Source organism: Streptomyces aurantiacus, assembly GCF_027107535.1.
Classification (GTDB): domain Bacteria; phylum Actinomycetota; class Actinomycetes; order Streptomycetales; family Streptomycetaceae; genus Streptomyces.
The window spans coordinates 68,542-94,419 of sequence record NZ_CP114283.1 but is presented as its reverse complement, the minus strand read 5'-3'; the positions used below and the strand labels follow the sequence as shown (position 1 = coordinate 94,419).

Annotated in this window: 23 protein-coding genes; 10 read left to right on the top strand and 13 right to left on the bottom strand. The window is 69.9% G+C overall.

Annotation, left to right across the window (positions count from 1 at the left end; all coding sequences use genetic code 11):
* Positions 1 to 9: 9 nt before the first annotated feature.
* The gene (locus O1Q96_RS02130) at positions 10 to 1,122 is read left to right on the top strand and encodes a tetratricopeptide repeat-containing glycosyltransferase (RefSeq protein ID WP_269246581.1); all 1,113 of its coding nucleotides are present in this window, start codon (positions 10 to 12) and stop codon (positions 1,120 to 1,122) included.
* Between the two features lie 65 nt (positions 1,123 to 1,187).
* Positions 1,188 to 1,664, top strand: a complete 477-nt coding sequence (locus tag O1Q96_RS02125) for a hypothetical protein (protein ID WP_269246580.1) — start codon at positions 1,188 to 1,190, stop codon at positions 1,662 to 1,664.
* 89 nt (positions 1,665 to 1,753) lie between these two features.
* On the opposite strand, the gene O1Q96_RS02120 is transcribed toward O1Q96_RS02125, so the two are convergent.
* From O1Q96_RS02120 to aspS, 5 genes are all read right to left on the bottom strand, one after another.
* Positions 1,754 to 2,119 carry a cupin domain-containing protein gene (locus O1Q96_RS02120; protein ID WP_269246579.1) on the bottom strand — a complete coding sequence of 122 codons (366 nt, stop codon included), beginning with the start codon at positions 2,117 to 2,119 and terminating at the stop codon, positions 1,754 to 1,756.
* A gap of 185 nt (positions 2,120 to 2,304) precedes the next feature.
* Positions 2,305 to 2,730 carry a hypothetical protein gene (locus tag O1Q96_RS02115; RefSeq protein ID WP_269246578.1) on the bottom strand — a complete coding sequence of 142 codons (426 nt, stop codon included), beginning with the start codon at positions 2,728 to 2,730 and terminating at the stop codon, positions 2,305 to 2,307.
* Between the two features lie 238 nt (positions 2,731 to 2,968).
* Entirely contained in the window at positions 2,969 to 3,436 is a 468-nt protein-coding gene (locus tag O1Q96_RS02110; RefSeq protein WP_269246577.1) for an MFS transporter, read from the bottom strand.
* A 136-nt stretch (positions 3,437 to 3,572) separates the two neighbouring features.
* Positions 3,573 to 4,580, bottom strand: a complete 1,008-nt coding sequence (locus O1Q96_RS02105; RefSeq protein ID WP_269246576.1) for an intradiol ring-cleavage dioxygenase — start codon at positions 4,578 to 4,580, stop codon at positions 3,573 to 3,575.
* Positions 4,581 to 5,076: 496 nt separating this feature from the next.
* A complete protein-coding gene (gene aspS, locus O1Q96_RS02100) occupies positions 5,077 to 6,846 on the bottom strand; it encodes an aspartate--tRNA ligase (protein WP_269246575.1) in 1,770 nt (589 codons plus the stop codon).
* Between the two features lie 168 nt (positions 6,847 to 7,014).
* Between aspS and O1Q96_RS02095 the strand changes: the two genes are divergently transcribed.
* Both O1Q96_RS02095 and O1Q96_RS02090 read left to right on the top strand, forming a co-directional pair.
* Entirely contained in the window at positions 7,015 to 9,207 is a 2,193-nt protein-coding gene (locus O1Q96_RS02095) for a SpoIIE family protein phosphatase (protein ID WP_269246574.1), read from the top strand.
* A 196-nt stretch (positions 9,208 to 9,403) separates the two neighbouring features.
* Positions 9,404 to 10,342 carry a BRO-N domain-containing protein gene (locus O1Q96_RS02090; RefSeq protein WP_269246573.1) on the top strand — a complete coding sequence of 313 codons (939 nt, stop codon included), beginning with the start codon at positions 9,404 to 9,406 and terminating at the stop codon, positions 10,340 to 10,342.
* A gap of 104 nt (positions 10,343 to 10,446) precedes the next feature.
* Here the strand turns inward: O1Q96_RS02090 and O1Q96_RS02085 are convergent, their stop codons facing one another.
* Positions 10,447 to 11,418, bottom strand: a complete 972-nt coding sequence (locus tag O1Q96_RS02085) for a pirin family protein (protein ID WP_269246572.1) — start codon at positions 11,416 to 11,418, stop codon at positions 10,447 to 10,449.
* Positions 11,419 to 11,555: 137 nt separating this feature from the next.
* Positions 11,556 to 12,053: an SseB family protein gene (locus O1Q96_RS02080; protein WP_269246571.1), complete on the bottom strand. Its 498-nt coding sequence runs from the start codon at positions 12,051 to 12,053 to the stop codon at positions 11,556 to 11,558.
* Between the two features lie 276 nt (positions 12,054 to 12,329).
* Between O1Q96_RS02080 and O1Q96_RS02075 the strand changes: the two genes are divergently transcribed.
* The 4 genes from O1Q96_RS02075 to O1Q96_RS02060 all read left to right on the top strand — a co-directional run bounded on the left by O1Q96_RS02075 (position 12,330) and on the right by O1Q96_RS02060 (position 16,980).
* A complete protein-coding gene (locus tag O1Q96_RS02075) occupies positions 12,330 to 14,156 on the top strand; it encodes an acyl-CoA dehydrogenase (RefSeq protein ID WP_269246570.1) in 1,827 nt (608 codons plus the stop codon).
* 199 nt (positions 14,157 to 14,355) lie between these two features.
* A complete protein-coding gene (locus O1Q96_RS02070; RefSeq protein WP_269246569.1) occupies positions 14,356 to 15,654 on the top strand; it encodes a M18 family aminopeptidase in 1,299 nt (432 codons plus the stop codon).
* A 315-nt stretch (positions 15,655 to 15,969) separates the two neighbouring features.
* A complete protein-coding gene (locus tag O1Q96_RS02065; RefSeq protein WP_217455181.1) occupies positions 15,970 to 16,218 on the top strand; it encodes a hypothetical protein in 249 nt (82 codons plus the stop codon).
* Between the two features lie 267 nt (positions 16,219 to 16,485).
* Complete coding sequence (locus tag O1Q96_RS02060; RefSeq protein WP_269246568.1) at positions 16,486 to 16,980, top strand: LURP-one-related/scramblase family protein; 495 nt, start codon at positions 16,486 to 16,488, stop codon at positions 16,978 to 16,980.
* A 34-nt stretch (positions 16,981 to 17,014) separates the two neighbouring features.
* Here O1Q96_RS02060 and O1Q96_RS02055 read toward each other — a convergent pair whose 3' ends face one another.
* A complete protein-coding gene (locus tag O1Q96_RS02055) occupies positions 17,015 to 17,875 on the bottom strand; it encodes a carbon-nitrogen family hydrolase (RefSeq protein WP_269246567.1) in 861 nt (286 codons plus the stop codon).
* A 154-nt stretch (positions 17,876 to 18,029) separates the two neighbouring features.
* Between O1Q96_RS02055 and O1Q96_RS02050 the strand changes: the two genes are divergently transcribed.
* Entirely contained in the window at positions 18,030 to 18,854 is an 825-nt protein-coding gene (locus tag O1Q96_RS02050) for a maleylpyruvate isomerase family mycothiol-dependent enzyme (protein ID WP_269246566.1), read from the top strand.
* 160 nt (positions 18,855 to 19,014) lie between these two features.
* Here the strand turns inward: O1Q96_RS02050 and O1Q96_RS02045 are convergent, their stop codons facing one another.
* Positions 19,015 to 20,325: an MFS transporter gene (locus O1Q96_RS02045; RefSeq protein ID WP_269246565.1), complete on the bottom strand. Its 1,311-nt coding sequence runs from the start codon at positions 20,323 to 20,325 to the stop codon at positions 19,015 to 19,017.
* Entirely contained in the window at positions 20,322 to 21,020 is a 699-nt protein-coding gene (locus tag O1Q96_RS02040; protein WP_269246564.1) for a GntR family transcriptional regulator, read from the bottom strand. Before O1Q96_RS02040 ends, O1Q96_RS02045 begins: the two co-directional genes overlap by 4 nt.
* Before the next feature lie 202 nt (positions 21,021 to 21,222).
* On the opposite strand from O1Q96_RS02040, the gene O1Q96_RS02035 reads away from it, so the two are divergent.
* A complete protein-coding gene (locus tag O1Q96_RS02035; protein WP_269246563.1) occupies positions 21,223 to 22,119 on the top strand; it encodes a D-alanyl-D-alanine carboxypeptidase family protein in 897 nt (298 codons plus the stop codon).
* Positions 22,120 to 22,268: 149 nt separating this feature from the next.
* On the opposite strand, the gene O1Q96_RS02030 is transcribed toward O1Q96_RS02035, so the two are convergent.
* From O1Q96_RS02030 to pdhA, 3 genes are read right to left on the bottom strand one after another with little or no spacing between them, the layout of a single operon-like run.
* Positions 22,269 to 23,702 carry a dihydrolipoamide acetyltransferase family protein gene (locus O1Q96_RS02030; RefSeq protein WP_269246562.1) on the bottom strand — a complete coding sequence of 478 codons (1,434 nt, stop codon included), beginning with the start codon at positions 23,700 to 23,702 and terminating at the stop codon, positions 22,269 to 22,271.
* A 10-nt stretch (positions 23,703 to 23,712) separates the two neighbouring features.
* Positions 23,713 to 24,693 (bottom strand): alpha-ketoacid dehydrogenase subunit beta, encoded by a 981-nt coding sequence (locus O1Q96_RS02025; RefSeq protein ID WP_269246561.1) that lies wholly within the window; start codon positions 24,691 to 24,693, stop codon positions 23,713 to 23,715.
* A gap of 2 nt (positions 24,694 to 24,695) precedes the next feature.
* Positions 24,696 to 25,862 (bottom strand): pyruvate dehydrogenase (acetyl-transferring) E1 component subunit alpha, encoded by a 1,167-nt coding sequence (pdhA, locus tag O1Q96_RS02020; RefSeq protein WP_269246560.1) that lies wholly within the window; start codon positions 25,860 to 25,862, stop codon positions 24,696 to 24,698.
* Between the last annotated feature and the right edge of the window lie 16 nt (positions 25,863 to 25,878).

Here is a 25,878-nt window from a genome sequence, read left to right as displayed (position 1 = left end):
GGTGTTGCCGTGAAGCCGTCCATCTGCCTGTGCATGATCGTCAAGAACGAGGCGAAGGTCATCGAACGATGCCTCGCCTCCGTCCGGGACCTGATCGACAGCTGGGTCATCTCCGACACCGGTTCGACGGACGGCACGCAGGACCTGATCCGTACGGCGCTGGACGGCATCCCCGGCGACCTCCACGAGGACCCCTGGGTCGACTTCGGCCACAACCGCAGCCGGAACATCAGCCGCGCCCGGGGCCGGGCGGACTACCTGCTGCTGCTCGACGCGGACCTCGTACTCCGCCAGGACGGGCCCCTGCCGCCGCTCACCGCCGACTCGTACATGCTGCGGCACGAGGGCACGACCGAGTACCGCATCAAGCGTCTGGTGCGCGGCGACCTGCCCTGGCGGTACGAGGGCGTCACCCACGAGTACCTCACCGCCGACCGGGACCACACGCAGGAGAACCTCGACGCCGTCGTCGTCGAGGACTTCGCCGACGGCGGCTCGCGCGACGACAAGTTCGAGCGCGACGCGCGGCTCCTCGGCGCCGAGCTGGAACGGGACCCCGCCAACACCCGCACCGTCTTCTACCTCGCCCAGACCATGCGCGACCTGGGCAGGACACCCGAGGCGATCGATTTGTACGAGCGACGGGCCGCGATGGGAGGCTGGCCGGAGGAGGTGTACTACGCACTCCTCCAGGTGGGAATCCTGAGCGCGGAGCCTCAGGCCCGTCCCGGCTCAGGTTCCGGGGCCGAGGTAGGCGCCGACGGCTGGGCCGGCGCGGTGGACGCCCTCACCCGGGCCTGGGAAGTCCGGCCACAGCGGCTGGAGGCCTGCTACGAACTCGCCTCGCGCCTTCGCGTCCAGGGCCGCCATCACAGCGCGCACGCTGTCGTCCGCGCGGGGCTCGACCGGGAAGCCCCGGACGACCTCCTCTTCGTACAGCCGTGGGTGTACCGCTGGGGGCTGCTGTTCGAGTACTCGATCACGTCCTACTGGGTGGGCGACCCTGCCGCCTCGCTGCGGGCCTGCGACCGGCTCCTGGCGATGCCGGACCTGCCCGACGCGCACCGCCGCCAAACGCTCACGAACCGGGAGTTCGCACAGCGGCGCGTCGGCGCCGGCTGAAGGCCCCACTCCTGTTACGGGACCCCGCTCCTGGCATGGGCACGATTCATCCGTATGGTTTCGCCATGGCAGTCCCCCAGCTCATCCCGATCGCCTACGAGCCGCGCCACCGCACCGAGGCCATCGGTCACTACGCGGCGGGGCAGTTCCTGGGGTCGGTCACGTACGCCTTTCCCGAGGGTTTCCGCCCCGCCGACGGCTGGGAACAGCACAAACGACTGTTCACCGTGCTCCACACCTTCGACGCCGAGGGCCGTCACCGCGACTCGGAGATCTGGTGCGCCGGCACGTGGGCCGAGCAGCAGCGCACCCCGCACGGGCCGGACTCGGTCCTCTCCCAGGCACAGGCCCACCTCGCGAAGCTCCTGCGCAGCCTCCCGCGGCGGCGCTACACGGACATCGCGATCCGGCCCTTCCAGCTCACCCGCGACGGCGTGCTGTTCGGCCTGCTGACCGGCGAGGACGAGGGGGAACCGTGGGGCGAGCTGTACCCGGAACGGCTCGGCTTCGGACCGCCCTGGGACGGCTCGTACGACACCTGAGTCGGTACGTCGCGTGCTTCGTACGTCACGTGACCTCGTACGTCACCTGAGCTCGTACGTCACGTCACGTCACGTCACTGCGGTCGGCGTCAGGCCGCCTGTGCCTTGATGTGGTCGATGACCTCGTTGAACTCCTTCGTCGGCGAGAAGTCGACGTACTCGCAGTCCTCGAGCGCCTCCGGTACGTGGCCGGGCGCCCAGTAGAAGGCCTGGCCCTCCTCGTAGATCTCGTCCCCCGACTTGGTGCTCATCCTCAACCGGCCCTTGAGCAGGTAGCCCCAGTGGGGGCACTGGCACAGGTCGTCGGGAAGGCCTTTGACCGCCGGCGCCATGTCCGTCCCCTTGGGCAACCGTGCGAAGGCGACGCTCATGTCGCCCCCGACCTCCTGCGTGCGCAGCTCCACACCGTTGCCCTCGATCGCGACGGGGGTGTCGTTCCGCGTCATTGCCGTCATGATTCCTCCACGGCCGACGGGCTACGGGGCCCGGGTGCTGTGGGTCGGCCCTTGTGGATCGACCCCTGCGCCCCGGCCTCCGTGTCTCGGCCCCGTGTCTCGGAAATCCCGCCTCCCCCCAGTCTGGACCCGGGGGTCACGGAGTGCGACAGCTCGCCGGTTCGCGAAGGCCCGGCCGGATCTCGTCATGTCCGGACGTGATCTCGGTGGTGCGGCCGTTGGCCTGGGGAAGGCCGGCCCGAGGGCGGAAGGTCCGCGGAACGCGGGCCCGCCGACGGGGCGATGCCCAGTGCTGTCCGGGCCGCGCGGACGTGGTGCATGCCCTCCTGGGCCGTTCGCGTCACGACCACGTACTCGGCGGGGGTGCGGGCGGCGGCCAGCTGAAGCCGGGCGGTGCGGTGGCGCTCGGCGGCGGCCGACAACTCGCGGGCCGCGATGCGGTCGGCCCGGGCACCCGCTCCGAAGACGGACAGGCTGCCGCCCAGCCGGACCACCCAGCGGTTCGCCTCGGCCTCCGCGTCCAGACCGGACACGGCGCCCGCGCCGTACGACCGCCGCTGTGCGACGACCGCGGCCACCGTCCCGGCGATCAGGAACAGTGCGAGCAGCATGAACCCCATGGTTTCCTCCGGCGCTTCGTGGTGCTGCGCGGGGCGATCACACCCCGCCACAGTTTCCATGACACGCCCCGCCGCTGTGCACTCCCGACGAGAGGCCTGTGCGTCGACTGCGAGCTTTCCGGAGTCACGAAGTCCCGGAAGGGCGGCTGGCGTCGGGGTGCCGGCGGGCCCCGGCCGCGGACGGCCACCGACAGCCACGGGCGGCCACCGACGTCCGAAACCGTCGGCGTCAGCGTGCCTCGCCCGTCGCCATCCGGCCCTTGACCAGCGTCGGTTCCGGTTCGCCCCGGCCGGTCGCCGTACCGTCGCCGCCGTTCCTGCGGATCAGGGCCACCCCGATCACGGCGAGGATCGACGCCGCCGACAGCGTGTAGAGACCGCCGTTCGTGCTGCCCGTCGAGTCCTTGAGGTGGCCGAACAGGGTGGGGGAGACGAAACCGCCCAGGTTTCCGATGGAGTTGACGACCGCCAGACCCGGCGCCGCGATCTTCAGGTCGAGGCCCGACTGGGCCATCGGCCAGAACAGGGTGGCCGCACACTTCCCGCCGACCGCGGCGAGCGTGATCGCGGCGAGCCCGAACCAGGGGGAGCCGAGGGTGGCGAGGAAGGTACCCGTCGCCGACAGGACCAGGGCGGCGGCGAGATAGGGGCGCCGGCCATCACGTACGCGGGAACTTGGGGAACGTAGCGGAGGCAAATCTTCCGGGTCAATGGGTTGGACTTGCAATCACACATATGAACGACTGGGTGAGCGGGCCCGGAATCGAATGTTCCGGGCCCGCTCCGCGCGGCCGGCTCGGCCGGCGGCAGGACTCAGTCGGTGACCGGGACGATCAACTTGCCGCAGCCGACGCCGAGTTCGAGGACGATGCTGAAGCCCCCGGCTGCACGGCGTCGCCCGTGCCCTCGTGGGTCGCGTCCGGGTCGACGCCCATCGTGATGGTGCCGAGGACGCCCTTCGCGATGCCGTTCTTCTTGTACTTCAGCTTGAGGAGACCGCCCGTCGTGCCGGACTGGTCGTAGATCGTGTCCTCGGTGAGCGTGGTGCGCTCGGTGGTGCTCGTGGAGTACGGCTCGACCTCCGCGGAGGCGAGCACCGACTCCTCGTCGAAGAAGAACTGGCCGGTGTGGCAGGTGTTCCCGCCCTCGTACCCGGCGTCCGTCCAGGTGCCGCCGACGTGCACCTTGGTGTGGATGTGGACGCAGCGGCCCCGGTACCAGCCCGGGAAGACCGTCTTGAAGGTGACGAAGCCCTGCCTGTCCGTCCTCCACGTGCCGCGCAGGTAGCGCTTGTCGTCGGTGGGCTCCTCGTGGACGCCACCGCCACCGCCGCCTCCCTCGGGAGGGGAGCCGGTCGGCGTACCGGACGGAACGTCGGTGGGTGTCCCGCTGGGCGGCGTACCGCCGCCACCGCCGCCGCTGGAGAGGTCCTCGTAACCGGAGTAGAGGCCCAGCGCGTCGCAGTGCCAGATGTCGACGGCGGCGTTCCTGAGGGGCTTGCAGGTCTCGTTGTCGATCACCTTGAGGCGGAGGGTCAGGGGGATGCCCTCCCTGTCCTCGGTGATGTCCTGGCGGAGCTTGTCGGCGTCGATGTAGTACGGGCCCTCGGTGGTCTCCGACGTGAGCTTGTAGCACGTCGGGGACGAGGTGGAGGAGGCCGTGGAGGAGGCGGTCGGCGAGGCGCCCTTCTTCGTCTGGCCGGCGTTCGCGGTCGCGGCGATCGTGCCGCCCACGCCCACCGCGGCAACCGCCGCGCCACCTGCCACGACGACCTTTCGGCGCGTCACGTTCCGCTTGTGTTTCGGCCCTTGGGCCGTCTGGTTTCCCTGGATTCCGGTCATGGGGAGGGAAGTTAGGCAAGCAGCCTGTCAGGGGCGTGGGCGCCGACTGTGCGTTGCTGTGCGCATGAAGAACGTGGCGGGAATTCGCTCGCGGCCCGGCAGTTGCCTCGCGTGGCGCGGGGGGTGCGGGATCCACGGGGGACGGCTGGTCGCGCGGTTGCCCGCGCCCCCGTGTGTCGCGGTGCGTGTCGCGCTGATGAGCTGCCGGGAGCCTCGGCGGCTCGGCGCGACAGGTCGCCGGTCAGGGGGCGCGGTCCGGGATGCGCGCCAGACGGACGGGTGGGGCTGCTGACTCGGCCGCGCCCCGAAGCCGGGGCGACGCGCACTGTCCGGAATTCTCCGTCCGGTCCGGGGGAGCAGCGGGGATCACCCATATGGGTGCCCGCAGGCCCGCTCCTCGCCGTCGGTCCGGCGCCTTCGGCCGGGCGCTCCCGTTCGGCACTCCCGACCCGGCACTCCCGGTCGGGCGCCGTCCGTGACGGCGCCCTCGCGAGTCCTACTTCGCCGGGTTCACCGGCTTGCGCACCGAGAGGTGCAGCTCACGCAGCCGCGTCTCGTCCAGCTCCGTCGGCGCGCCCATCATCAGGTCCTGCGCGTTGCCGTTCAGCGGGAACGCGATGGTCTCCCGGATGTTCGGCTCGTCGGCGAGGAGCATGACGATGCGGTCGACGCCGGGCGCGATGCCGCCGTGCGGAGGGGCGCCGAAGCGGAAGGCGCGGAGCATGCCCGCGAACTGCTCCTCGACGGTCTCACGGTCGTAGCCCGCGATCTCGAAAGCCTTGAGCATGATCTCGGGCTCGTGGTTCCGGATCGCGCCGGAGGACAGCTCGACGCCGTTGCAGACGATGTCGTACTGCCAGCCCAGGATGTCCAGCGGGTCCTGGGTCTCCAGGGCCTCCAGACCGCCCTGCGGCATCGAGAACGGGTTGTGCGAGAAGTCGATCTTGCCGGTGTCCTCGTCCTTCTCGTACATCGGGAAGTCGACGATCCAGCAGAAGCGGAAGACGCCGTCCTCGAAGTGGCCGGCCCGCTTGGCGGTCTCGACGCGCACCGCGCCCATGATCTTCGAGACCTCGTCGAACTCGCCCGCGCCGAAGAACACGGCGTGACCGGCGGCCAGCTGGAGCCGCTTGGTCAGCTCGGCGACGTTCTCCTCGGTCAGGAACTTCGCGATCGGGCCCGTCAGCGAGCCGTCCTCGGCCACCCGCACCCAGGCGAGGCCCTTCGCGCCCTGCGAGACCGCGTAGTCACCGAGCTGGTCGAAGAACTTCCGGGACTGCGCGGCCACGTCCGGCACCGGCAGGGCCCGTACGTGCTTGCCCGCGAAGGCCTTGAACTCCGAGCCCTCGAAGATGTCGGTGATGTCGACGAGCTCCAGCTGGGCCCGCAGGTCCGGTTTGTCGGAGCCGTACTTCAGCATCGACTCGCGGAACGGGATCCGCGGGAACGGGGAGGTGACGTTCCGGCCGTTGCCGAACTCCTCGAACAGCTCGGTCATGAGCTTCTCGATGGGCTGGAACACGTCCTCCTGCTCGACGAAGGACATCTCCACGTCGAGCTGGTAGAACTCGCCCGGCGAACGGTCCGCACGCGCGTCCTCGTCACGGAAACAGGGCGCGATCTGGAAGTACCGGTCGAAGCCCGAGATCATCAGCAGCTGCTTGAACTGCTGCGGGGCCTGCGGCAGCGCGTAGAAGCGGCCCGGGTTCAGGCGCGACGGGACGACGAAGTCGCGAGCGCCCTCCGGGGAGGTCGCGCTGAGGATCGGGGTCGCCATCTCGTTGAAGCCCAGCGTCGTCATCTTGTGACGGATCGCGGAGATGACCGACGTGCGCAGCAGGATGTTGCGGTGCATGCGCTCGCGGCGCAGGTCGAGGAAGCGGTACTCCAGGCGCCGCTCCTCGTTCACACCGTCCTCGGTGTTGATCGTGAAGGGGAGCGGGGCGGCCGCGCCGAGCAGCTCGACCTCACCCACCTCGACCTCGATCTCACCCGTCGGCAGGTCCGGGTTCACGTTCTCCGCGCCACGCGAGACGACCTTGCCGTCGACCCGGACGGTGGACTCCTTGGAGACCTTGTCGAGGGCCGCGTACGCGGGGGTGCCGGGTCGGGCGACGAGCTGCGTGATGCCGTAGTGATCGCGCAGATCGATGAAGAGGATGCCACCCAGGTCTCGGCGATTGTGCAGCCAGCCGCTCAGCCGGACGTCGCTGCCGACGTCAGAGGCGCGGAGCTCGCCGCAGGTGTGGGACCTGTACCGATGCATCGTCGTTCATCCAGTCTTCGCGGATCGGGGACGTGTTTCACGTGAAACACGTGCAAGCGTACCGGCCACCCCAAGGTCACCGTCCGCAATAGTTCCGGGGCCCGGCGCCCACCCCCGCCTCACCTGCCTCAGTGGCACCCTTCGTTCACCTCTTCATACAGTGGGTCAATGCGCATCGGTGATCCCCTTCCCTCTGTAGGGGACGTCCTCGCCACTCTGTCCACCGGCCTGTGGAGGTGGGACGACGCCGCCGGGAAGGTCACCCTCGACGCCGAGGCCTCCCGGCTCCTCGGCCTGCCCGCGGAGGCGGCCGTACTGACGGAGGCGGGCGTACGGGCCCGTTTCCACCCCGTCGACTGGAACGAGGTCAACGGGGTCGTCCAGCTCGCCGCCGCCGAGGGCACGCTCGCCGAGTTGCGCCTTCGGGTGATGGACGAGCAGGGCCATGTGATCCGGACCGTGCGCAGCCGCTCCAAGCCGTCGTTCGACCCGGGCACCGGCTCGTACCAGCTGATCGGCACCCTCCAGGAGGTCACCGAACAGTCTCCGGGGGCCGCCGCCCGTACACCGGTCACCGGCGACTGGAGACGCTCGCGCGAGGCGTTCCTGCTGGACGCGGGGCGCGCGCTGGCCGAGGCACGGTCCACGGAGGAGGTGCTGCGGGTCGCCGCCGGCCTGTCGATGCCCGGGTTCTCGCCGGACGGGCTGGCCGTCTTCGGCGCGGAGGGCGACCGGCTCACGGTCATCGGGCACCACGGGCACCAGCCCGGGGACGAGGAGCCCTTCACCCAGATGCCGCTGGACACGGACTATCCGGCCGCCGAGGTCGTCCGCGCGGGCCGTGCCGTCTATCTCTCCTCACCCGACCACTACCGCGACCGCTATCCGGCCGCCTGGCCGCTCGCCCAGCAGTTCGGCCGCCAGTCCTGGGCGTTCCTGCCGCTCACGTTCGCGGGGCGCACGATGGGCGCGTGGATGGCGGCCTTCACGTATCCGGTCACCTTCACGCCCGACGAGCGCTCCGTACTGACGACCGTGGCGCGGATGCTGGCCCAGGCCCTCTCGCGGGCCGGAATCGCCGAGTCCGAGCGGGAGCTCACGGACGGCCTCCAGCGCTCGATGCTGCCCACCCTCGGGCCGCAGATCCCCGGGATGAGCGTCGCGGCCCGGTACGTGCCCACGGGCGGTGGGCTCCAGGTCGGCGGCGACTGGTACGACATGATTCCGCTGCCCGGCGGCACCTCGCGGACGAGCCCCGGGGCCGGCCGCTTCGCGCTGGTCATCGGCGACGTCCAGGGCCACGACGTACGCGCCGCGGGGCTGATGGGCCAGCTGCGGATAGCGCTGCGGGCGTACGCCTCCGAGGGGCACCGCCCGGACGCGGTCCTCTCGCGCGCCTCACGCTTCCTGTACGGGATCACATACGACGAGGAGATCTCGGACCTGCGCTTCGCGACCTGCCTGTACGTCGAGGTCGACCCGGAGAGCGGCGTCCTGGAGATGGCCAGGGCCGGGCACCCCGACCCGGCGATACGCATGGCGGACGGGACCGTGCTGACCCGGACCACCGCGGGCGGGCTGCCGCTCGGCATCGACCCGGACGCCGACTATCCGACGACGCGGTTCGTGCTGGAGCACGGCGAGACGATGCTGCTGTGCACGGACGGGCTGATCGAGACCGGCGGGCACGACCTGGACACCGGATGGCTCAGGATCCGCAAGATCCTGGAGAGCCACGACGGCGACATGGAGGTACTCGCCGACGCGCTGGTCCAGGCCGTGCACGGGCCCTCCTCGCACCACACGACCGGGCCGCTGGCGGACCGCCGCGAGGACGACATAGCGGTGCTGCTGCTGTGCCGGGCGGGTGAGGAGGGCTGCGATCCCGACGGTTCGGTGACCGAGCGGCCCGCAGTACGGCGCACCATGCTGACCGTCGCGCAGGCCGAGCCCCAGAAGGTCGCGGGGGCCCGGCAGCAGTTGCGGGAGTTCCTGCACGACTGGACCTCCGCCGACCAGGTCGACTCGGCGGTCCTGCTGGTCTCCGAGATGGTCACGAACGTCCTCGTCCACACGGACGCGGACGCGCTGCTCGTCGCCGAGATGACGGGCCCCGCGGGCGCCCGCCGCATCCGGATCCAGGTGACCGACGGCAGCGACGACCTGCCCCACAAGCGACAGCCCGGCGAGCTCGCGTCCTCCGGGCGGGGCCTGGTGCTGACGGAGCTGCTCGCCGACGCCTGGGGGGTGGACCCCCGGGGCGAGGGCAAGAGCATCTGGTTCGAGCTCTACGAGGAGGAGGCCGGGCCCGACGAGGACGGCCGGCCCGGGCTCCCTGAGGGCTCCGCGGCCCCACGGTGATGCAGACGGCATGGCGGCGCGCCCCGAGGGCTGAACGGGGGGGGCGCCGATGACGGCAGCCGGGCCCTCTCATCGACGGCGTGAGGGCCCGAGCGACGGCAGAATCGATACCTCTGCCCCTATCGGGTGAACATCCTTGCTGTGGACATGAGTTGCGCTTTCGCCTGCCTACTTTCCGGAGCGGAGGTGAGGCTCGATGTACGAGCAGAACAGCACACGGCAGGACCGGTCGGCGGCGCCGCGACGGGACGCGATCGATGTGAACGACTTCGTGTTCGCGGCCACAGGGGCGCGCCTGAGGAGGCTTACCCTGCCGGACGGCTCCCACTGGTTCCCCGCGGTCGACGTGTGCAAGCAACTGGGCTACAGCCACACGGGCTCGGCTCTGCGCAATGTCGCGGACAAGGCCGACTTCGGAAGTGCCGAGAGTGTGCTTGGGAAGCACACTCTCAGCATTCCCGCAGGTCGAGAGTGGCGACGAGACATGAACCTCGTGAGTCTCGAAGGGCTGATCCGACTGGTCAACGGCTGCACGAAACAGCAGTCCCAGCCCTTCAAGGCATGGGTGGCCTCGGTCATCGCATCCATCCAGCGCGACGGCTCCTACACCCTGGAACCGGCCCCCGTTCAGCCCGCTCCCGACGGCGCGACCGCATACGTCATGCCCCAACGGATCGCCGACGCCATCGTGCGACTCGAAGAGCGGAACATCCGGGCGGACGAGTTGCTGCTCGCCGGCCAGGAGGAGCGCGGCGAACTGCTGCGGCAGATCAACCGCAGCCAGAATCTGATGGCTGAAGCGCTGCAGCAGATCGCCGAGGCCCTCCGGCGTCCGCACAGCAATCCCCGGCCCACCGCCGTGCCGGAGCCGGAGCCCGAACTGACGCCGCAGGGACTCCTCGCCTCCTGGCAGGCGAAGAACCTCGTCGTCACGGGAGACGTCCACGCGGTGGCCGCCTACCTGGCCCCGGCTCTTCTGCGGGGCGGCGCCCGCTACCGCTTGGAGGAGATCGCCGCCCGTACGGGTCTGTCGCAGGAGCGCGTCCATGACTGCGTACGGATGCTGATCAAGCGACGGTGCGTGCGGCAGGCGGGGTGTGATGCGGACGGGGCGCCGGTCTACGTACTGCCGTAGTGCCTGAGAGAGGCATACGGAAAGGCCCGAAGCCGCAAAACGAGATTGCGGCTTCGGGCCTTTCCGTATCGTATCGGACCGCACGGATCCGTCGTATGGGAAAACTACATCCCGCCCTCGGACATCCCGTGGACCGCCGGGACCGTCCCCAGCCGCCCCTTCTGGAAGTCCTCGAAGGCCTGCTGGAGCTCCTCGCGGGTGTTCATCACGAACGGGCCGTAGTGCGCCATCGGCTCACGGATCGGCCGGCCGCCCAGGATGACGATCTCCAGGTCGGGCGTGTTCGCGTCCTGCTCCTCGTCCGCGCGGACGGTCAGCGAGGAACCCTCACCGAAGACGGTCGTCTGGCCGGTGTGCACGGGCCGGCGCTCCGCGCCGACACTGCCGCGGCCCGCCATCACGTACGCGAGGGCGTTGAAGTCCTCGCGCCACGGGAGCGTGAGCTCGGCGCCCGGCGCCACGGTCGCGTGGATCATGGTGATCGGCGTGTGCGTGATGCCGGGGCCCTCGTGACCGTCCAGCTCACCGGCGATGACCCGCAGGAGCGCGCCGCCGTCGGGGGTGCTGAGCAGCTGGACCGAGCCACCGCGAATGTCCTGGTAGCGCGGCGCCATCATCTTGTCCGCGGCCGGCAGGTTCACCCACAGCTGGAGCCCGTGGAAGAGACCGCCCGACACGACGAGCGACTCCGGCGGAGCCTCGATGTGCAGGAGGCCCGAGCCCGCCGTCATCCACTGGGTGTCGCCGTTGGTGATGGTGCCGCCGCCACCGTTGGAGTCCTGGTGGTCGAAGACGCCGTCGATGATGTAGGTCACGGTCTCGAAGCCGCGGTGGGGGTGCCAGGGGGTGCCCTTGGGCTCGCCCGGCGCGTACTCCACCTCGCCCATCTGGTCCATCATGATGAACGGGTCGAGGTGGCGGTAGTTGATCCCGGCGAACGCGCGACGGACCGGGAAGCCCTCTCCCTCGAAGCCGCTCGGCGCGGTGGTCACGGTGAGCACGGGACGGGCCACGGCCTCGGCCGACGCCGCCACACGCGGCAGGGTCAGCGGGTTCTCGACGGTCACTGCAGGCATGTCGGTACCTCCTTGTGCTCCGAGTTTAGTTGAACGTAGAACTTTCTGCCACCGGGAACACAGAACGCCCGGAGGGCATTCCCTCCGGGCGTCGCTCGTGGAACGGGGCGCGCCGGCCGTCCGAGAAGCAAGGGCGGCTAGCCGTACATACGGCGCATCGCGAAGTCCACCATCTGCTCGACCGCCTTCGCGTCGAAGACGATGCGGTGCTCACCCTCCATGTCGAGGACGAAGCCGTAGCCGGTGGGGAGCAGGTCGATCACCTCGGCTCCGGTGATCACGAAGTACTTGGACTCCTTGCCGGCGTACCGGCGGAGCTCCTTGAGCGAGGTGAACATCGGGATCACGGGCTGCTGGGTGTTGTGCAGCGCCAGGAATCCGGGGTTGTCGCCTCGCGGGCAGTAGACCTTGGACGTGGCGAAGACCTGCTGGAAGTCCTCGGGGGTCAGCGACCCCGTGGTGAACGCGCGCACCGCGTCCGCGAGCGACGGCGGCGACGGCTCGGGGTAGAGCGGCTGCTGCTGGCCGTACCCGCCGACCCCGCCGACGCCACCGGGCATCTGCTGCTGCGGGGGCGGCTGGGACTGCGCGTACTGCTGCTGCCCCGGTCCCACGTTCTGGTCGTAGCCGTACATGGGGGCAAGACTACCGAGGGCATGGGGCACAAGGTCGCCGATGCCGGATTTCCTCGAACAGGTGGCGGATTCATGGACCCGCACCCGAAGGTGGACCCCGAAATGTAGAGCCTGCTCACACTTGGGCGTTCAGGGGTTGATTCTTATTACCGACGGGTAGCATCATCGTAGCTACTAGTTGGTACGTGAACCAGATGCGCACCAGACTCGAACCAGGTACGAGCCCTCGTCACCGAGGACTCACCACCTCCCCGATCTTTCAACGGAGCCGTCGCCATGGGGCACTACAAGTCGAATCTCCGCGACATCGAGTTCAACCTCTTCGAGGTGCTCGGGCGCGACAAGCTGTACGGCACCGGCCCGTTCGCGGAGATGGACACCGAGACCGCCAAGAGCATCCTCGAAGAGCTGACCCGCCTCTCGGAGAACGAGCTGGCGGAGTCCTTCGCGGACGCCGACCGCAACCCGCCGGTCTTCGACCCGGAGACCAACACGGCGCCCGTCCCGGCGTCCTTCAAGAAGTCCTACCAGGCCTTCATGGACTCCGAGTACTGGCGGCTCGGCCTGCCCGAGGAGATCGGCGGCACCACCGCCCCCCGCTCCCTGATCTGGGCGTACGCGGAGCTGGTGCTCGGCGCGAACCCGGCGGTCTGGATGTACTCCTCCGGCCCCGCCTTCGCGGGCATCCTCTTCGACGAGGGCAACGAGGTCCAGAAGCACATCGCGAAGATCGCCGTCGACAAGCAGTGGGGCTCCACGATGGTGCTCACCGAGCCGGACGCCGGCTCGGACGTCGGCGCCGGCCGCACCAAGGCGGTCGAGCAGGAGGACGGCTCCTGGCACATCGAGGGCGTGAAGCGGTTCATCACGTCCGGTGAGCACGACATGTCGGAGAACATCCTTCACTACGTACTCGCCCGCCCCGAGGGTGCCGGGCCCGGCACCAAGGGCCTGTCCCTCTTCCTCGTCCCGAAGTACGAGTTCGACTTCGAGACCGGCGAGCTGGGCGCCCGCAACGGCGCGTACGCGACGAACGTCGAGCACAAGATGGGCCTCAAGGCCTCCAACACCTGCGAGATGACGTTCGGCGACCGCCACCCCGCCAAGGGCTGGCTCATCGGCGACAAGCACGACGGCATCCGCCAGATGTTCCGCATCATCGAGTTCGCCCGCATGATGGTCGGCACGAAGGCGATCTCCACGCTCTCGACGGGGTACCTGAACGCCCTGGAGTACGCCAAGGAGCGCGTCCAGGGCCCCGACCTCGCGCAGTTCATGGACAAGACCGCGCCCAAGGTCACCATCACGCACCACCCGGACGTGCGCCGCTCGCTCATGACGCAGAAGGCGTACGCGGAGGGCATGCGCGCCCTCGTGCTGCACACCGCCGCACTCCAGGACGACATCCAGGTCAAGGAGGCCGAGGGCGAGGACGCCTCCACCCTGGAGGCGATGAACGACCTGCTCCTGCCGATCGTGAAGGGCTACGGCTCCGAGAAGGGCTACGAGCAGCTCGCCCAGTCGCTGCAGACCTACGGCGGCTCCGGCTTCCTGCAGGAGTACCCGATCGAGCAGTACATCCGGGACGCGAAGATCGACACGCTGTACGAGGGCACCACCGCGATCCAGGGCCAGGACTTCTTCTTCCGGAAGATCGTCCGCAACCAGGGCGCGGCGCTGAACTCGCTCGCCGAGGACATCAAGAAGTTCCTGGCGCTCGGCACCGGCGGCGAGGAGCTGTCCGGCGCCCGCGAGCACCTCGCCAAGGCGGCCGTCGAGCTGGAGGCCATCGTCGGCCTGATGCTCACCGACCTCGCGGCCACCGAGCAGGACGTCAAGAACATCTACAAGGTCGGGCTGAACACCACCCGCCTCCTGATGGCCTCGGGTGACGTCGTCGTCGGCTACCTGCTCCTGAAGGGCGCGGCCGTCGCCGCCGAGAAGCTGGAGACGGCCGCGGCGAAGGACAGGTCCTTCTACACCGGCAAGATCGCCGCGGCGAAGTTCTTCGCGGCCAACGTCCTGCCCGGCGTCACCGGCGCGCGCAAGCTCGCCGAGGCCGTCGAGCTGGACCTGATGGAGCTGGACGAGGCCGCCTTCTAGCCGACCGGAGCGGGCGGACGGAATCGGCCGACCGCACCCGGCCGGAGCCCGTGGAAGCGGGCGGACGGTGCCACCGGGGACGTGATCCGTCGCCTTCGCGGCGGATCATCCCCACCCGTCCCGCCGTCTGTACACACCCCACACGAGGGCCCGTTCCCATCCCCGGGAGCGGGCCCTCGTACGTCGTTAAGGTGAACCCATGCGCACACCCCCACGCTTCGACCGCGGCCACACCGACGACCTCATGTCCTTCCTGGCGACGAGTCCGTCCCCGTACCACGCCGTGGCGAACGCCGCCGAGCGGCTGGAGAAGGCGGGCTTCCGCCAGGTCGTGGAGACCGACGCGTGGGACGGGACCAGCGGCGGGAAGTACGTGCTGCGCGGCGGCGCGATCGTGGCCTGGTACGTGCCGGAGGGCGCCGAGCCGCACACCGCCTTCCGCATCGTCGGGGCGCACACCGACTCCCCCAACCTGCGGGTGAAGCCGCGTCCCGACAGCGGCGGGCACGGCTGGAGACAGGTCGCTGTCGAGGTCTACGGCGGGCCGCTCCTCAACTCCTGGCTCGACCGGGACCTGGGTCTGGCCGGGCGGCTGACGCTGCGGGACGGCTCGACCCGCCTCGTGAACGTCGACCGGGCTCTGCTGCGGGTGCCGCAACTCGCCATCCACCTCGACCGTTCCGTCACCGCGGAGGGTCTCAAGCTCGACAAGCAGCGGCACCTGCAGCCCATCTGGGGCCTCGGCGACGACGCGCGTGACGGCGACCTGATCCGCTTCCTGGAGCAGGAGTCGGGGATCACCGAGGGCGAGACCACCGGCTGGGACCTGATGGTCCACCCCATCGAACCGCCCGCCTACCTGGGCCGGGGCCAGGAGCTGCTCGCGGGCCCGCGCATGGACAACCTGCTGTCCGTGCACGCCGGTACGGCCGCGCTGGCGGCCGTGGCCACCGCCGAGGAGCCCCTGCCGTACATCCCGGTCCTCGCGGCGTTCGACCACGAGGAGAACGGCTCGCAGTCGGACACGGGCGCGGACGGGCCCCTGCTCGGCAGCGTGCTGGAACGTTCGGTCTTCGCACGCGGAGGGTCGTTCGAGGACAGGGCGCGTGCCTTCGCGGCCACGGTCTGTCTCTCCTCCGACACGGGCCACGCAGTGCACCCGAACTACGCGGAGCGCCACGACCCGACGCACCACCCGCGCGCGGGCCAGGGCCCGATCCTCAAGGTGAACGTCAACAACCGCTACGCCACGGACGGTTCGGGCCGCGCGGTCTTCGCCGCGGCCTGCGAGAAGGCCGGCGTGCCCTTCCAGACCTTCGTCTCCAACAACTCCATGCCCTGCGGCACGACCATCGGCCCCATCACCGCGGCCCGCCACGGCATCAAGACGGTCGACATCGGTGTGGCCATCCTGTCGATGCACAGCGCCCGCGAACTGTGCGGCGCGGACGACCCGTTCCTGCTGGCGAACTCGCTCGTGGCGTTCCTGGAGGGCTAGGCCCTGTCGTCAGATTGCCGTCGTCCGCCCGAAGGGCGGGCCGGGCGGCGTCTGGTGCGTGCTCTCGGCGTGCCGGCCGGAAGCCCTCGTACTGGACGTACTTGGGCGTTCGGCCGGTGCGGCAAGTGGGGGTCCCCCCGGCCGGTGGCTGGGGGAGCGTGCCAGGCGTCGCCCGGCAGACGGGAATGTGACGACAGGGCCTAGGGAGCCGGGTCCCCTGCATGGAGGGACCGGGTCCGGGTACCCGCAGTGGACCCGGGAACCGTACGGTCTCCGGGCCCGGCACGACACCGTGTGCAACAGGAGGCGACACCCATGGGCCTGGGCGGGTGCATCATTCTGATCGCCGCAGGGGCGATCCTCACGTTCGCGACCGACTGGGACATGCAGGGGGTCAACCTCGACCTGGTCGGCATCATCTTCATGATCGTCGGGTTGATCGGCGTGGCGACCTTCAGCAGCATCGCCAAGCGGCGGCGGGTCGTGGTGCCGCCGACCGCACAGGTGGTCGACGACCAGCGTCGCCACAACCCCAGCGGATACAGCGACGGTTACGGCGCCTGATCGGCGTACGCCCCGACCGTCCGTCCCGCGAGGACGAGCGAGTGCCGGTCCGTCCCACCGTCGGTGCGGCCGGACCGGCACGTCCGCGCTCCTCACCGGCCCTCACGCGAGCGCGTGGCCCGCGGTCGTGCCCCCGTGGGCCGGGCACCTCGTCGTACCGGTCGCCGGTCGGTCCGGCCTCCCTTCCCGGCCGCGGCGGGAGACGGGAATCAGCCTGTCGGCCTATCGCCGGCGTTCCCGGCCTCTCGCCGGGGAAGCGCTGAAGACATGAAATTCCTCGTACGCGACCGGATCCTGGGTATCGGTGACGACTACTGGATCGAGGACGAGCGGGGCCGCAAGGCCTTCCTCGTCGACGGCAAGGCGATGCGGCTGCGGGACACCTTCGAGCTGAAGGATCCGCAGGGGCGTGTGCTGATCGACATCCGCAAGAAGATGCTCGCCCTGCGGGACACGATGGTCGTCGAGCGGGGCGGCGAGCCCCTGGCGACCATCCGCCGCAAGCGACTGTCGCTGCTCCGCAACCACTACCGCGTCGCCCTCGCCGACGGCACCGAGCTCGACGTCAGCGGCAAGATCCTCGACCGGGAGTTCGTCGTCGAGTACGACGGGGAACTGCTGGCGCACATCTCGCGGCGCTGGCTGCGGCTGCGGGAGACGTACGGCGTCGAGGTCGTACGGGAGGACGCGGATCCGGCGCTGCTGATCGCGGTCGCGGTGTGCGTCATCCACCTGGCGGAGAAGGAGAACGGGTCGGACTGACGGAGTTCTTCCGCCCCCGCCGCCCCGCCACGCGTCACCGGCGAGGCGGCGCGACCCCCAGCAACCGGTCCTTCAGGGCCGGGAACTGTTCCCGCGTCGTACCCACCTTGGACGGGTCGAACGACACCGTGAGGACCTCCTCCCCGGCCCCCGCCTCCGCGAGAACCTCGCCCCACGGATCGACCACGATCGAGTGACCGGCCTGCGGAACCCCCGCATGCGTCCCGGCCGTTCCACACGCGAGCACGAACGACTGGTCCTCGACCGCCCGCGCCTGGGCGAGCAGGGTCCAGTGCGACCGGCGGCGCTCGGGCCACCCCGCGGAGACGACGAGCGTCTCGGCCCCGGCGTCGACGAGCCCGCGGAAGAGTTCGGGGAAGCGGAGGTCGTAGCAGGTGGCGAGGCCGAGCGTGGTCTGCGGCAGCCGGACGGTGACCAGCTCGGAGCCCGCGCTCATCAGCACCGCCTCGCCCTTGTCGAAGCCGAAGCGGTGGATCTTGCGATATACGGCGGCGAGTTCACCGGAAGGAGAGAAGACGAGAGAGGTGTTGTAGAGGGACCCGTCACCCGTGCCGGAGCCACCGCCGGATGCGGGCGTCCCGGCACCGACCGCGATCTGTTCAGCACCGGACGGGACCCGTTCGGGGATCGAGCCCGCATGCAGCCACACGCCCGCGTCACTGGCCGCCTTGGCCATCACCTCGTACGTGGGCCCTTCGAGCGGCTCGGCCTCGGCGCCGAACGACTCGTAGGCGAAGGCTCCGGTCGTCCACAGCTCGGGCAGGATCACCAGATCGGCACCGGCCTGTTGCCGTACCAACGAGGCGACGCGCTGCCTGCGGGCGTCGACCGATTCGCCCTCGTCCACGGCGATCTGGAGCAGAGAGGCGCGCACACTACCACCGTCCTGGCATTCGAACCGTTGATCCGGGCCTACGATCGTCACACGAAAGCACTGCCGGGGTGCCTCACAGCAGCGTAACTTAGCGTCCCAAGACACCCGCTGCCTGTGCACTGCCCGCGCCCAACCGCCCGAGGGGTCCCGTTCCGTGAGTCTGCATCCAAGCCTTCAGTCCTACGCCGACGCCTGGACCCACTCCATCGACGCGATATCCGAGCTGGTGACGCCCCTGGTGGAGGGCGAGTGGAACCGGCGGACCCCCTGCCCGGGCTGGTCGGTGCGCGACCTCGTCTCCCATGTGATCGGCCTCGACTGCGAGATGCTGGGCGACCCCCGGCCGATCCACACGCTCCCCCGCGACCTCTACCACGTGACCAACGAGCACCAGCGGTACATGGAGATGCAGGTCGACGTCCGCCGTCACCACACCGCTCCGGAGATGACCTCCGAGCTGGAGTACACGGTCATCCGCCGCAACCGCCAGCTGCGCAACGAGTCGCGCCAGCCCGACGCGCTGGTGCGCGGCCCGCTCGGCACCGAGGTCACCCTCGAAGAGTCCATGCGCAACCGGGCGTTCGACCTCTGGGTGCACGAGCAGGACCTGCGCACCGCTCTCGGCCGGCCGGGCAACCTCGACTCGCCGGGCGCGTACGTCGCCCGCGACGTGCTGCTCAGCAGGCTCCCGAAGGTCGTCGCCAAGGACGCGGGCGCGCCGGCGAACTCGGCGGTCGTCTTCGACGTCCACGGGCCCGTCGAGTTCCTGCGCACGGTCCGGGTCGACGCCGACGGTGTCGGTTCGATAGACGGCGCCCCCTCCCTCGGCCCGGCCGCCACCCTCGCCCTCGACTGGGAGACGTACTTCCGTCTGGCCTGTGGCCGGGTGACCCCGGAAGCGGTGTCGGACCGCCTGAAGACAGAGGGCGACCCGGAGCTGACGGCTGCGATCCTTAGGAACTTCACCGTCACGCCGTGATGTTTCGGCCGGTCCGCCCGTGTCTCAGCCCCTCCGGCGTCTGAGGAGCGGGGCCCGGGGCGGAGCCCCAGGTTCGGGACGGGAAGGGGCGGTGGGGGCGAGAAGACCCACCCCGCCCGCTCACGCGGTCACGCGGTCACGCGGTCACGCGGTCACGCGGTCACGCCGGAACGTGCACCGTCTCCACCCGGCTGGCGACCAGCCGTTCCCGTTCCCGCCGAGCCGCCTGCTTCCGCAACCGCAGAATCTGGCTGAGGCCGAGCGCCTGCAGGACGAACACCGCGGAGAACGCGACGGTGTAGCTGCCTCCCGTGGCGTCCAGCAGCACCCCGATCGCGAACAGCGTCGTCATGGAGGCGACGAAACCACCCATGTTGGTGATGCCGGAGGCGGTGCCCTGGCGCTCGGGCGGATTCGCCGGACGGGCGAAGTCGAATCCGATCATCGACGCGGGACCGCAGGCTCCGAGGACCGCGCACAGCACGACCAGCAGCCACATCGGCGCACGGTCGGCCGGGTAGGCGAGCGTGGCGCCCCACACGGCGGCCGTCGACAGGACCGTGCCGAGGGCCAGCGGCAGCCGCGCCGCGTGGTGCCGGGCGACGATCTGCCCGTACACGAGGCCGATGAGCATGTTGGAGAGCACGACGAGCGTGAGGAGTTCGCCGGCCGTCGCCCGCGACAGGCCCTGGGCCTCGACGAGGAACGGCAGTCCCCACAGCAGCAGGAAGACCATCGCGGGGAACTGGGTCGTGAAGTGCACCCACAGCCCGAGCCGCGTCCCGGGCTCCCGCCAGGACGCCGCGATCTGGCGGCGCACGTACGCGGCGCCCCGGTGCGGGAACGGCTCCGGCTCGTGCCCCTCGGGGTGGTCCTTCAGGAACGCCAGCATCAGGGCGAGGACGACGACACCGGCGACCGAGCTGCCCGCGAACGCGGCCGTCCAGCCGACGCCGTGCAGCAGCCGGGCGATGACGAGCGTCGAGACCAGGTTGCCCGCCATGCCGACGAGCCCCGCGAGCTGCGCGACCATCGGCCCGCGCCGGGCCGGGAACCAGCGCGAGCCGAGGCGCAGCACGCTGATGAACGTCATCGCGTCACCGCACCCGAGCAGCGCGCGCGAGGCCAGCGCCGTCCCGTACGTCGGGGAGAAAGCGAAGCCCAGCTGGCCGATGGTGAACAGGACGACGCCGAGGGTCAGCACCCTCTTCGTGCCCAGCCGGTCGACCATCAGACCGACCGGTATCTGCATGCCCGCGTAGACGAGGAGCTGCAGGATCGAGAAGGTCGAGAGCGCCGAGGCGTTGACGTGGAAGCGGTCGGCGGCGTCGAGGCCCGCCACCCCCAGCGACGTGCGGAAGATGACCGCGACGAAGTAGACGGAGACGCCGACGGACCAGACCGTGACGGCTCGCCGGCCGCCCGGCGGGTCGCCGGGGAGCGTCAGGGAGGACGACGAGGACGAGCTCATCGGACGTCCCCCCGCGCCAGGTTGGAGAACCAGCTGACGTGCCGGTGGACCAGCGCGACCGCCGCCTCCGCGTCGCCCGAGCGCAGCGCGTCGAGGATCTCCTGGTGCTCGCTGAGCGTCTTGGTGATCCGGTCGGGATGGGCGTGCATCACGGCGACCCCCATCCTCAACTGACGGTCGCGCAACTGGTCGTAGAGGCGGGAGAGGATCTCGTTGCCCCCGCTGCGGACGATCTCGGCGTGGAAGCAGCGGTCGGTGACGGCGGCGCCGGCCAGGTCTCCGGCGGCGGCCTGCTCCTGCTGTTTCGCCAGGAGTTCGGTGAGGCGCTCGATGAGCGCGGGCGAGGCCGGTACCGCCTTGCGGATCGCGTGCTCCTCGACGAGCTGCCGGGTCTCCACCACGTCCGCGATCTCCTGCGCCGAGACGGGCAGGACGAGGGCGCCCTTCTTCGGGTAGAGCCGGATCAGGCCCTCGACCTCCAGCTTGAGCAGCGCCTCGCGCACCGGTGTCCGCGAGACACCGACGGCCTCGGCCAACTCGCCCTCGGTAAGCAGCGTCCCGCCCTCGTAACGCCGCTCCAGCACGGCCCGCTTGACGTGCGCGTAGACACGCTCGGCCGCGGGCGGCTGCTTCACGGCCCGCTCGTCGGTCTGCCGGTCGGGCGCGGGCGCGGCGGGGGACGGGGCTGAAGGCATGAGCACAGCATAGATACAACATGGACGCATGGTCGCGAGTGGTCCAGGATATGGACGAGGTAAAAAGACACACCCCGGCTCAGCAACCGTGCATCTTTTTGTGCTAGTTACGTGTCTCAAGAGAAGGTGCCACTCCAAGTGGTCGTCTTCTTGGGGCATTTGGCACCTAATCGGTGCTTTCAACGTAATCGGGGTAATCGACTTGAATACCGGTATAAAGGGTATGCGGATCCGCAGAGCTGCCGGCGTGGTCCTCACCACCGGAGCCGTGCTCGCGACCGGAGCCCTCGGCACGGCGCCCGCGCAGGCCCTCACGAAGCCCACGATCGCCGCCAAGGGCGGTTTCGTGATGAACAACGGCTCGGGCACGTCGCTCTACACCAAGGCGGCGGACACGCGCCGTTCCACCGGCTCCACGACGAAGATCATGACCGCGAAGGTCGTGCTGTCGCAGCCGAACCTCAACCTGGACTCCAAGGTCACCATCCAGAAGGAGTACAGCGACTACATCGTCCGCAACAACGCCTCGTCGGCCCGTCTGATCGTCGGCGACAAGGTCACCGTCCGCCAGCTCCTGTACGGCCTGATGCTGCCGTCCGGCTGCGACGCCGCGTACGCGCTGGCCGACAAGTTCGGCTCCGGCTCGACGCGTGCCGCCCGCGTGAAGTCGTTCATCGGCAAGATGAACAAGCAGGCCAGGGACCTCGGCCTGCCGAACACGAAGTTCGACTCGTTCGACGGCATCGGCAACGGCTCGAACTACTCGACGCCGCGCGACCTGACGAAGATCGCCAGCAGCGCGATGAAGAGCGCCAACTTCCGCGCGATCGTGAAGACGAAGAAGTACACGGCCAAGACCGTGACGAAGACCGGCGGCACCCGCACCATGGCGCCGTGGACCAACACCAACGGTCTGCTCAGCAGCTACACCGGTGCGATCGGGGTGAAGACCGGCTCCGGCCCGGAGGCCAAGTACTGCCTGGTCTTCGCCGCCACCCGCAACGGGAAGACGGTCATCGGTACCGTCCTCGCCTCGACGTCCATCTCCGCCCGGGAGTCGGACGCGAAGAAGCTGATGAACTACGGGTTCGCCCGATAGCCCTGTAGCCCGATGGCCTGATGGACGGACGACGGACCGCGCCGTTGCCCGCACCCCTGGAAAGGGGGCGCGAGCAACGGCGCGGTCTTTTGCTCCGGTGGGCGCCGGGAGCTGTGCGACCAGCCCCCGCTCACCCGCGGTCCTGCCGCCTACCCCCAGGTGATCAGTCGCTTGGGCTGCTCCAGGACCGCCGCCACGTCGGCGAGGACCCTGGAGCCGAGCTCCCCGTCGACCAGGCGGTGGTCGAAGGACAGGGCCAGCGTCGTGACCTGTCGCGGTTTGACCTTGCCCTTGTGGACCCACGGCTGCGGCTTGATGGATCCGACGGCGAGGATCGCGGACTCGCCCGGGTTGAGGATCGGTGTGCCGGTGTCGACGCCGAAGACGCCGACGTTGGTGATGGTCACCGTGCCGCCCTGCATGGCCGCCGGTGAGGTCTTCCCCTCGCGGGCGGTGCCGACCAGCTCCCCCAGCGCCTCGGCGAGCTGCGGCAGCGTCTTGGCGTGGGCGTCCTTGATGTTCGGGACGATCAGGCCGCGGGGTGTGGCCGCCGCGATGCCGAGGTTCACGTAGTGCTTCTGGACGATCTCCTGGCCGGCCTCGTCCCACGAGGCGTTGACGTCCGGATTGCGCCTGATGGCGACCAGCAGGGCCTTCGCGATCAGAAGCAGCGGATTCACCCGCAGCCCCTGCATGTCCTTGTCCTGCTTGAGCTCCTCGACCAGCTTCATCGTGCGCGTCACGTCGACCGTGACGAACTCGGTGACGTGCGGCGCGGTGAACGCCGAGCCGACCATCGCCGCCGCCGTCGCCTTGCGCACCCCCTTGACCGGGACCCGGGTCTCCCGCGCGCCGTCGTACGGGGCGAGCGGGGCCGGAGTCCGGTCCTGGACGGGAGCCGGCGTCGCCGCGGTGACCGGAGGCGCCTGGGCGGGGGCCGGGGCCACCGCCGCGTGCACGTCCTCGCGCGTGATGATGCCGTCCGGGCCGGACGGCCTGACCGCGGCCAGGTCGACCCCGAGGTCCTTGGCCAGCTTGCGCACCGGGGGCTTGGCCAGCGGACGGGCCGCCGGACCGGCGTGTCCGTTCAGCTCGGCCTGGACCACCGCGACCGCGGCGACCGCCTCGGACTGTTGGGACGGAACGCTCCTGCGGGGACGGCGCCTCGTGGAGGACTCCGCGACCCCGTACCCGACGAGGACCGGCTTGCGGCCCTCCGGCTTGGGCTTCTGCGCGGCGGCGTCGGACTCCCCGGAAGGAGCCACGGGCTCCGCCGAGGGGACCGGGGCCTGGGCCGGCGCGGCCGGAGCGGCTCCACCGGCCACGTCCACCGCGATGATCACCTGGCCGACGTCCACCGTCGTCCCTTCGGGAAAGCGCAGCTCGTGCACCACCCCGTCATAGGGAATCGGCAGCTCGACGGCGGCCTTGGCGGTCTCGACCTCGCAGACCACCTGACCGTCGGTGACGGTGTCGCCGGGCTGGACGTACCACTTGAGGATCTCCGCCTCGGTCAGCCCCTCGCCCACGTCGGGCATCTTGAACTCGCGCAGCCCCGAGGCGGTTTCAGTCATCGTCGTCACGACCCTCTCCTCAGTACGCCAGCGAGCGGTCGACGGTGTCGAGCACCCGGTCAAGGCCCGGCAGGTACTCGTCCTCCAGGCGCGCCGGCGGATACGGGGCGTGGTAGCCCCCGACCCGCAGCACCGGCGCCTCCAGGTGGTAGAAACACCGCTCCGTGATCCGGGCCGCGATCTCCGCGCCCGTCCCCAGGAACACCGGCGCCTCGTGCACCACGACCAGGCGGCGGGTCTTCTCGACCGAGGCCTGGATGGAGTCGAAGTCGATCGGGGACATCGACCGCAGGTCCACCACTTCGAGGGACTTGCCCTCTTCCTGGGCGGCCGCCGCGGCCTCCTGGCAGACCTTCACCATCGGCCCGTACGCGGCCAGGGTCAGATCGGTGCCCTCGCGCACCACACGTGCCTTGTGCAGCGGGCCGGGGATCGCCTCGCGGTTGACCTCGCTCTTGTCCCAGTAGCGCCGCTTCGGCTCGAAGAAGATCACCGGGTCGTCGCTGAGGATGGCCTGCTGCATCATCCAGTAGGCGTCGCTCGCGTTCGACGGGGAGACCACCTTCAGGCCCGCCACGTGCGCGAAGAGCGCCTCGGGGGACTCCGAGTGGTGCTCGACCGCGCCGATGCCGCCGCCGTACGGAATGCGGATCACGACGGGGAGCTTGATCTTGCCGAGCGCTCGCGCGTGCATCTTCGCCAGCTGCGTGACGATCTGGTCGTACGCCGGGAAGACGAACCCGTCGAACTGGATCTCGACGACCGGGCGGTAGCCGCGCAGGGCGAGGCCGATCGCGGTGCCCACGATGCCCGACTCGGCGAGCGGGGTGTCGATGACCCGGTCCTCGCCGAAGTCCTTCTGCAGGCCGTCCGTCACCCGGAAGACGCCGCCGAGCTTGCCGACGTCCTCACCCATGATCAGGACCTTGGGGTCCGCGTCGAGGGCCGTGCGCAGCGATTCGTTGATCGCCTTGGCGAGCGCCATCTTTTCCGCTGTCATCGCTACTTGCCCTCCCCTTCATCGGCGAACGACGCCTGGTAGGCCGCGAACTGGGCCCGCTCCTCGTCGACGAGCGTGTGCCCGTCCGCGTACACGTTCTCGAAGATGGCGAAGTGGTCCGGGTCCGGCATGGCGCGGACGACTTCGCGTACTCGTTTACCCAACGCCTCGCTCTCGGCTTCGAGTTCCGCGAAGAATCCCTCGTCCGCGTGGTTTGAGTCCTCCAGATACGTACGCATGCGCTGGATCGGGTCCTTCACCTCCCACGCCTGGCGCTCCTCGTCGGCCCGGTACTTGGTCGGGTCGTCCGAGGTGGTGTGGGCGCCCATGCGGTACGTGTAGGCCTCGACGAGCGTGGGGCCCTCGCCGCGGCGGGCCCGCTCCAGGGCCCACTTGGTCACGGCGAGGCAGGCGAGGACGTCGTTGCCGTCGACGCGGACGCCCGGGAAGCCGTAGCCCTGCGCGCGCTGGTAGAGCGGGACGCGGGTCTGGCGCTCGGTGGGCTCCGAGATGGCCCACTGGTTGTTCTGGCAGAAGAACACGACGGGCGCGTTGTAGACAGCGGAGAAGGTGAACGATTCAGCGACGTCGCCCTGGCTGGAGGCGCCGTCCCCGAAGTACGCGATCACGGCCGAGTCGGCGCCGTCCTTGGCGATGCCCATGGCGTAGCCGGTGGCGTGCAGCGTCTGCGAGCCGATGACGATCGTGTACAGGTGGAAATTGTTGCTGTTCGGGTCCCAGCCGCCGTTGTTCACCCCGCGGAACATGCCGAGCAGGTTGGCCGGGTCCACTCCGCGGCACCAGGCGACGCCGTGCTCGCGGTAGGTCGGGAAGACGTAGTCGTCCTCCCGGGTGGCCCGTCCGGATCCGATCTGGGCGGCCTCCTGGCCGAGCAGCGAGGCCCACAGGCCCAGCTCACCCTGGCGCTGCAGGGAGGTGGCCTCGGCGTCGAAGCGTCGGGTGAGCACCATGTCGCGGTACAGCCCGCGGAGCTCTTCGGGGGTGATGTCGGCTACGTACGCGTCATACTCGCCATTCTCGACGCGCTTGCCCTCGGGCGTCAGCAGCTGTACAAGGTCGGGCTGGGAGCCCGGCGGCTTCTTCGCAGCGGTGCGCTTGGTACCGGCGCTGCGTCGCGGCTTACGCGCGGCAGTGCTCTCCACGGTCACGTGTGCTCCTCCGTCG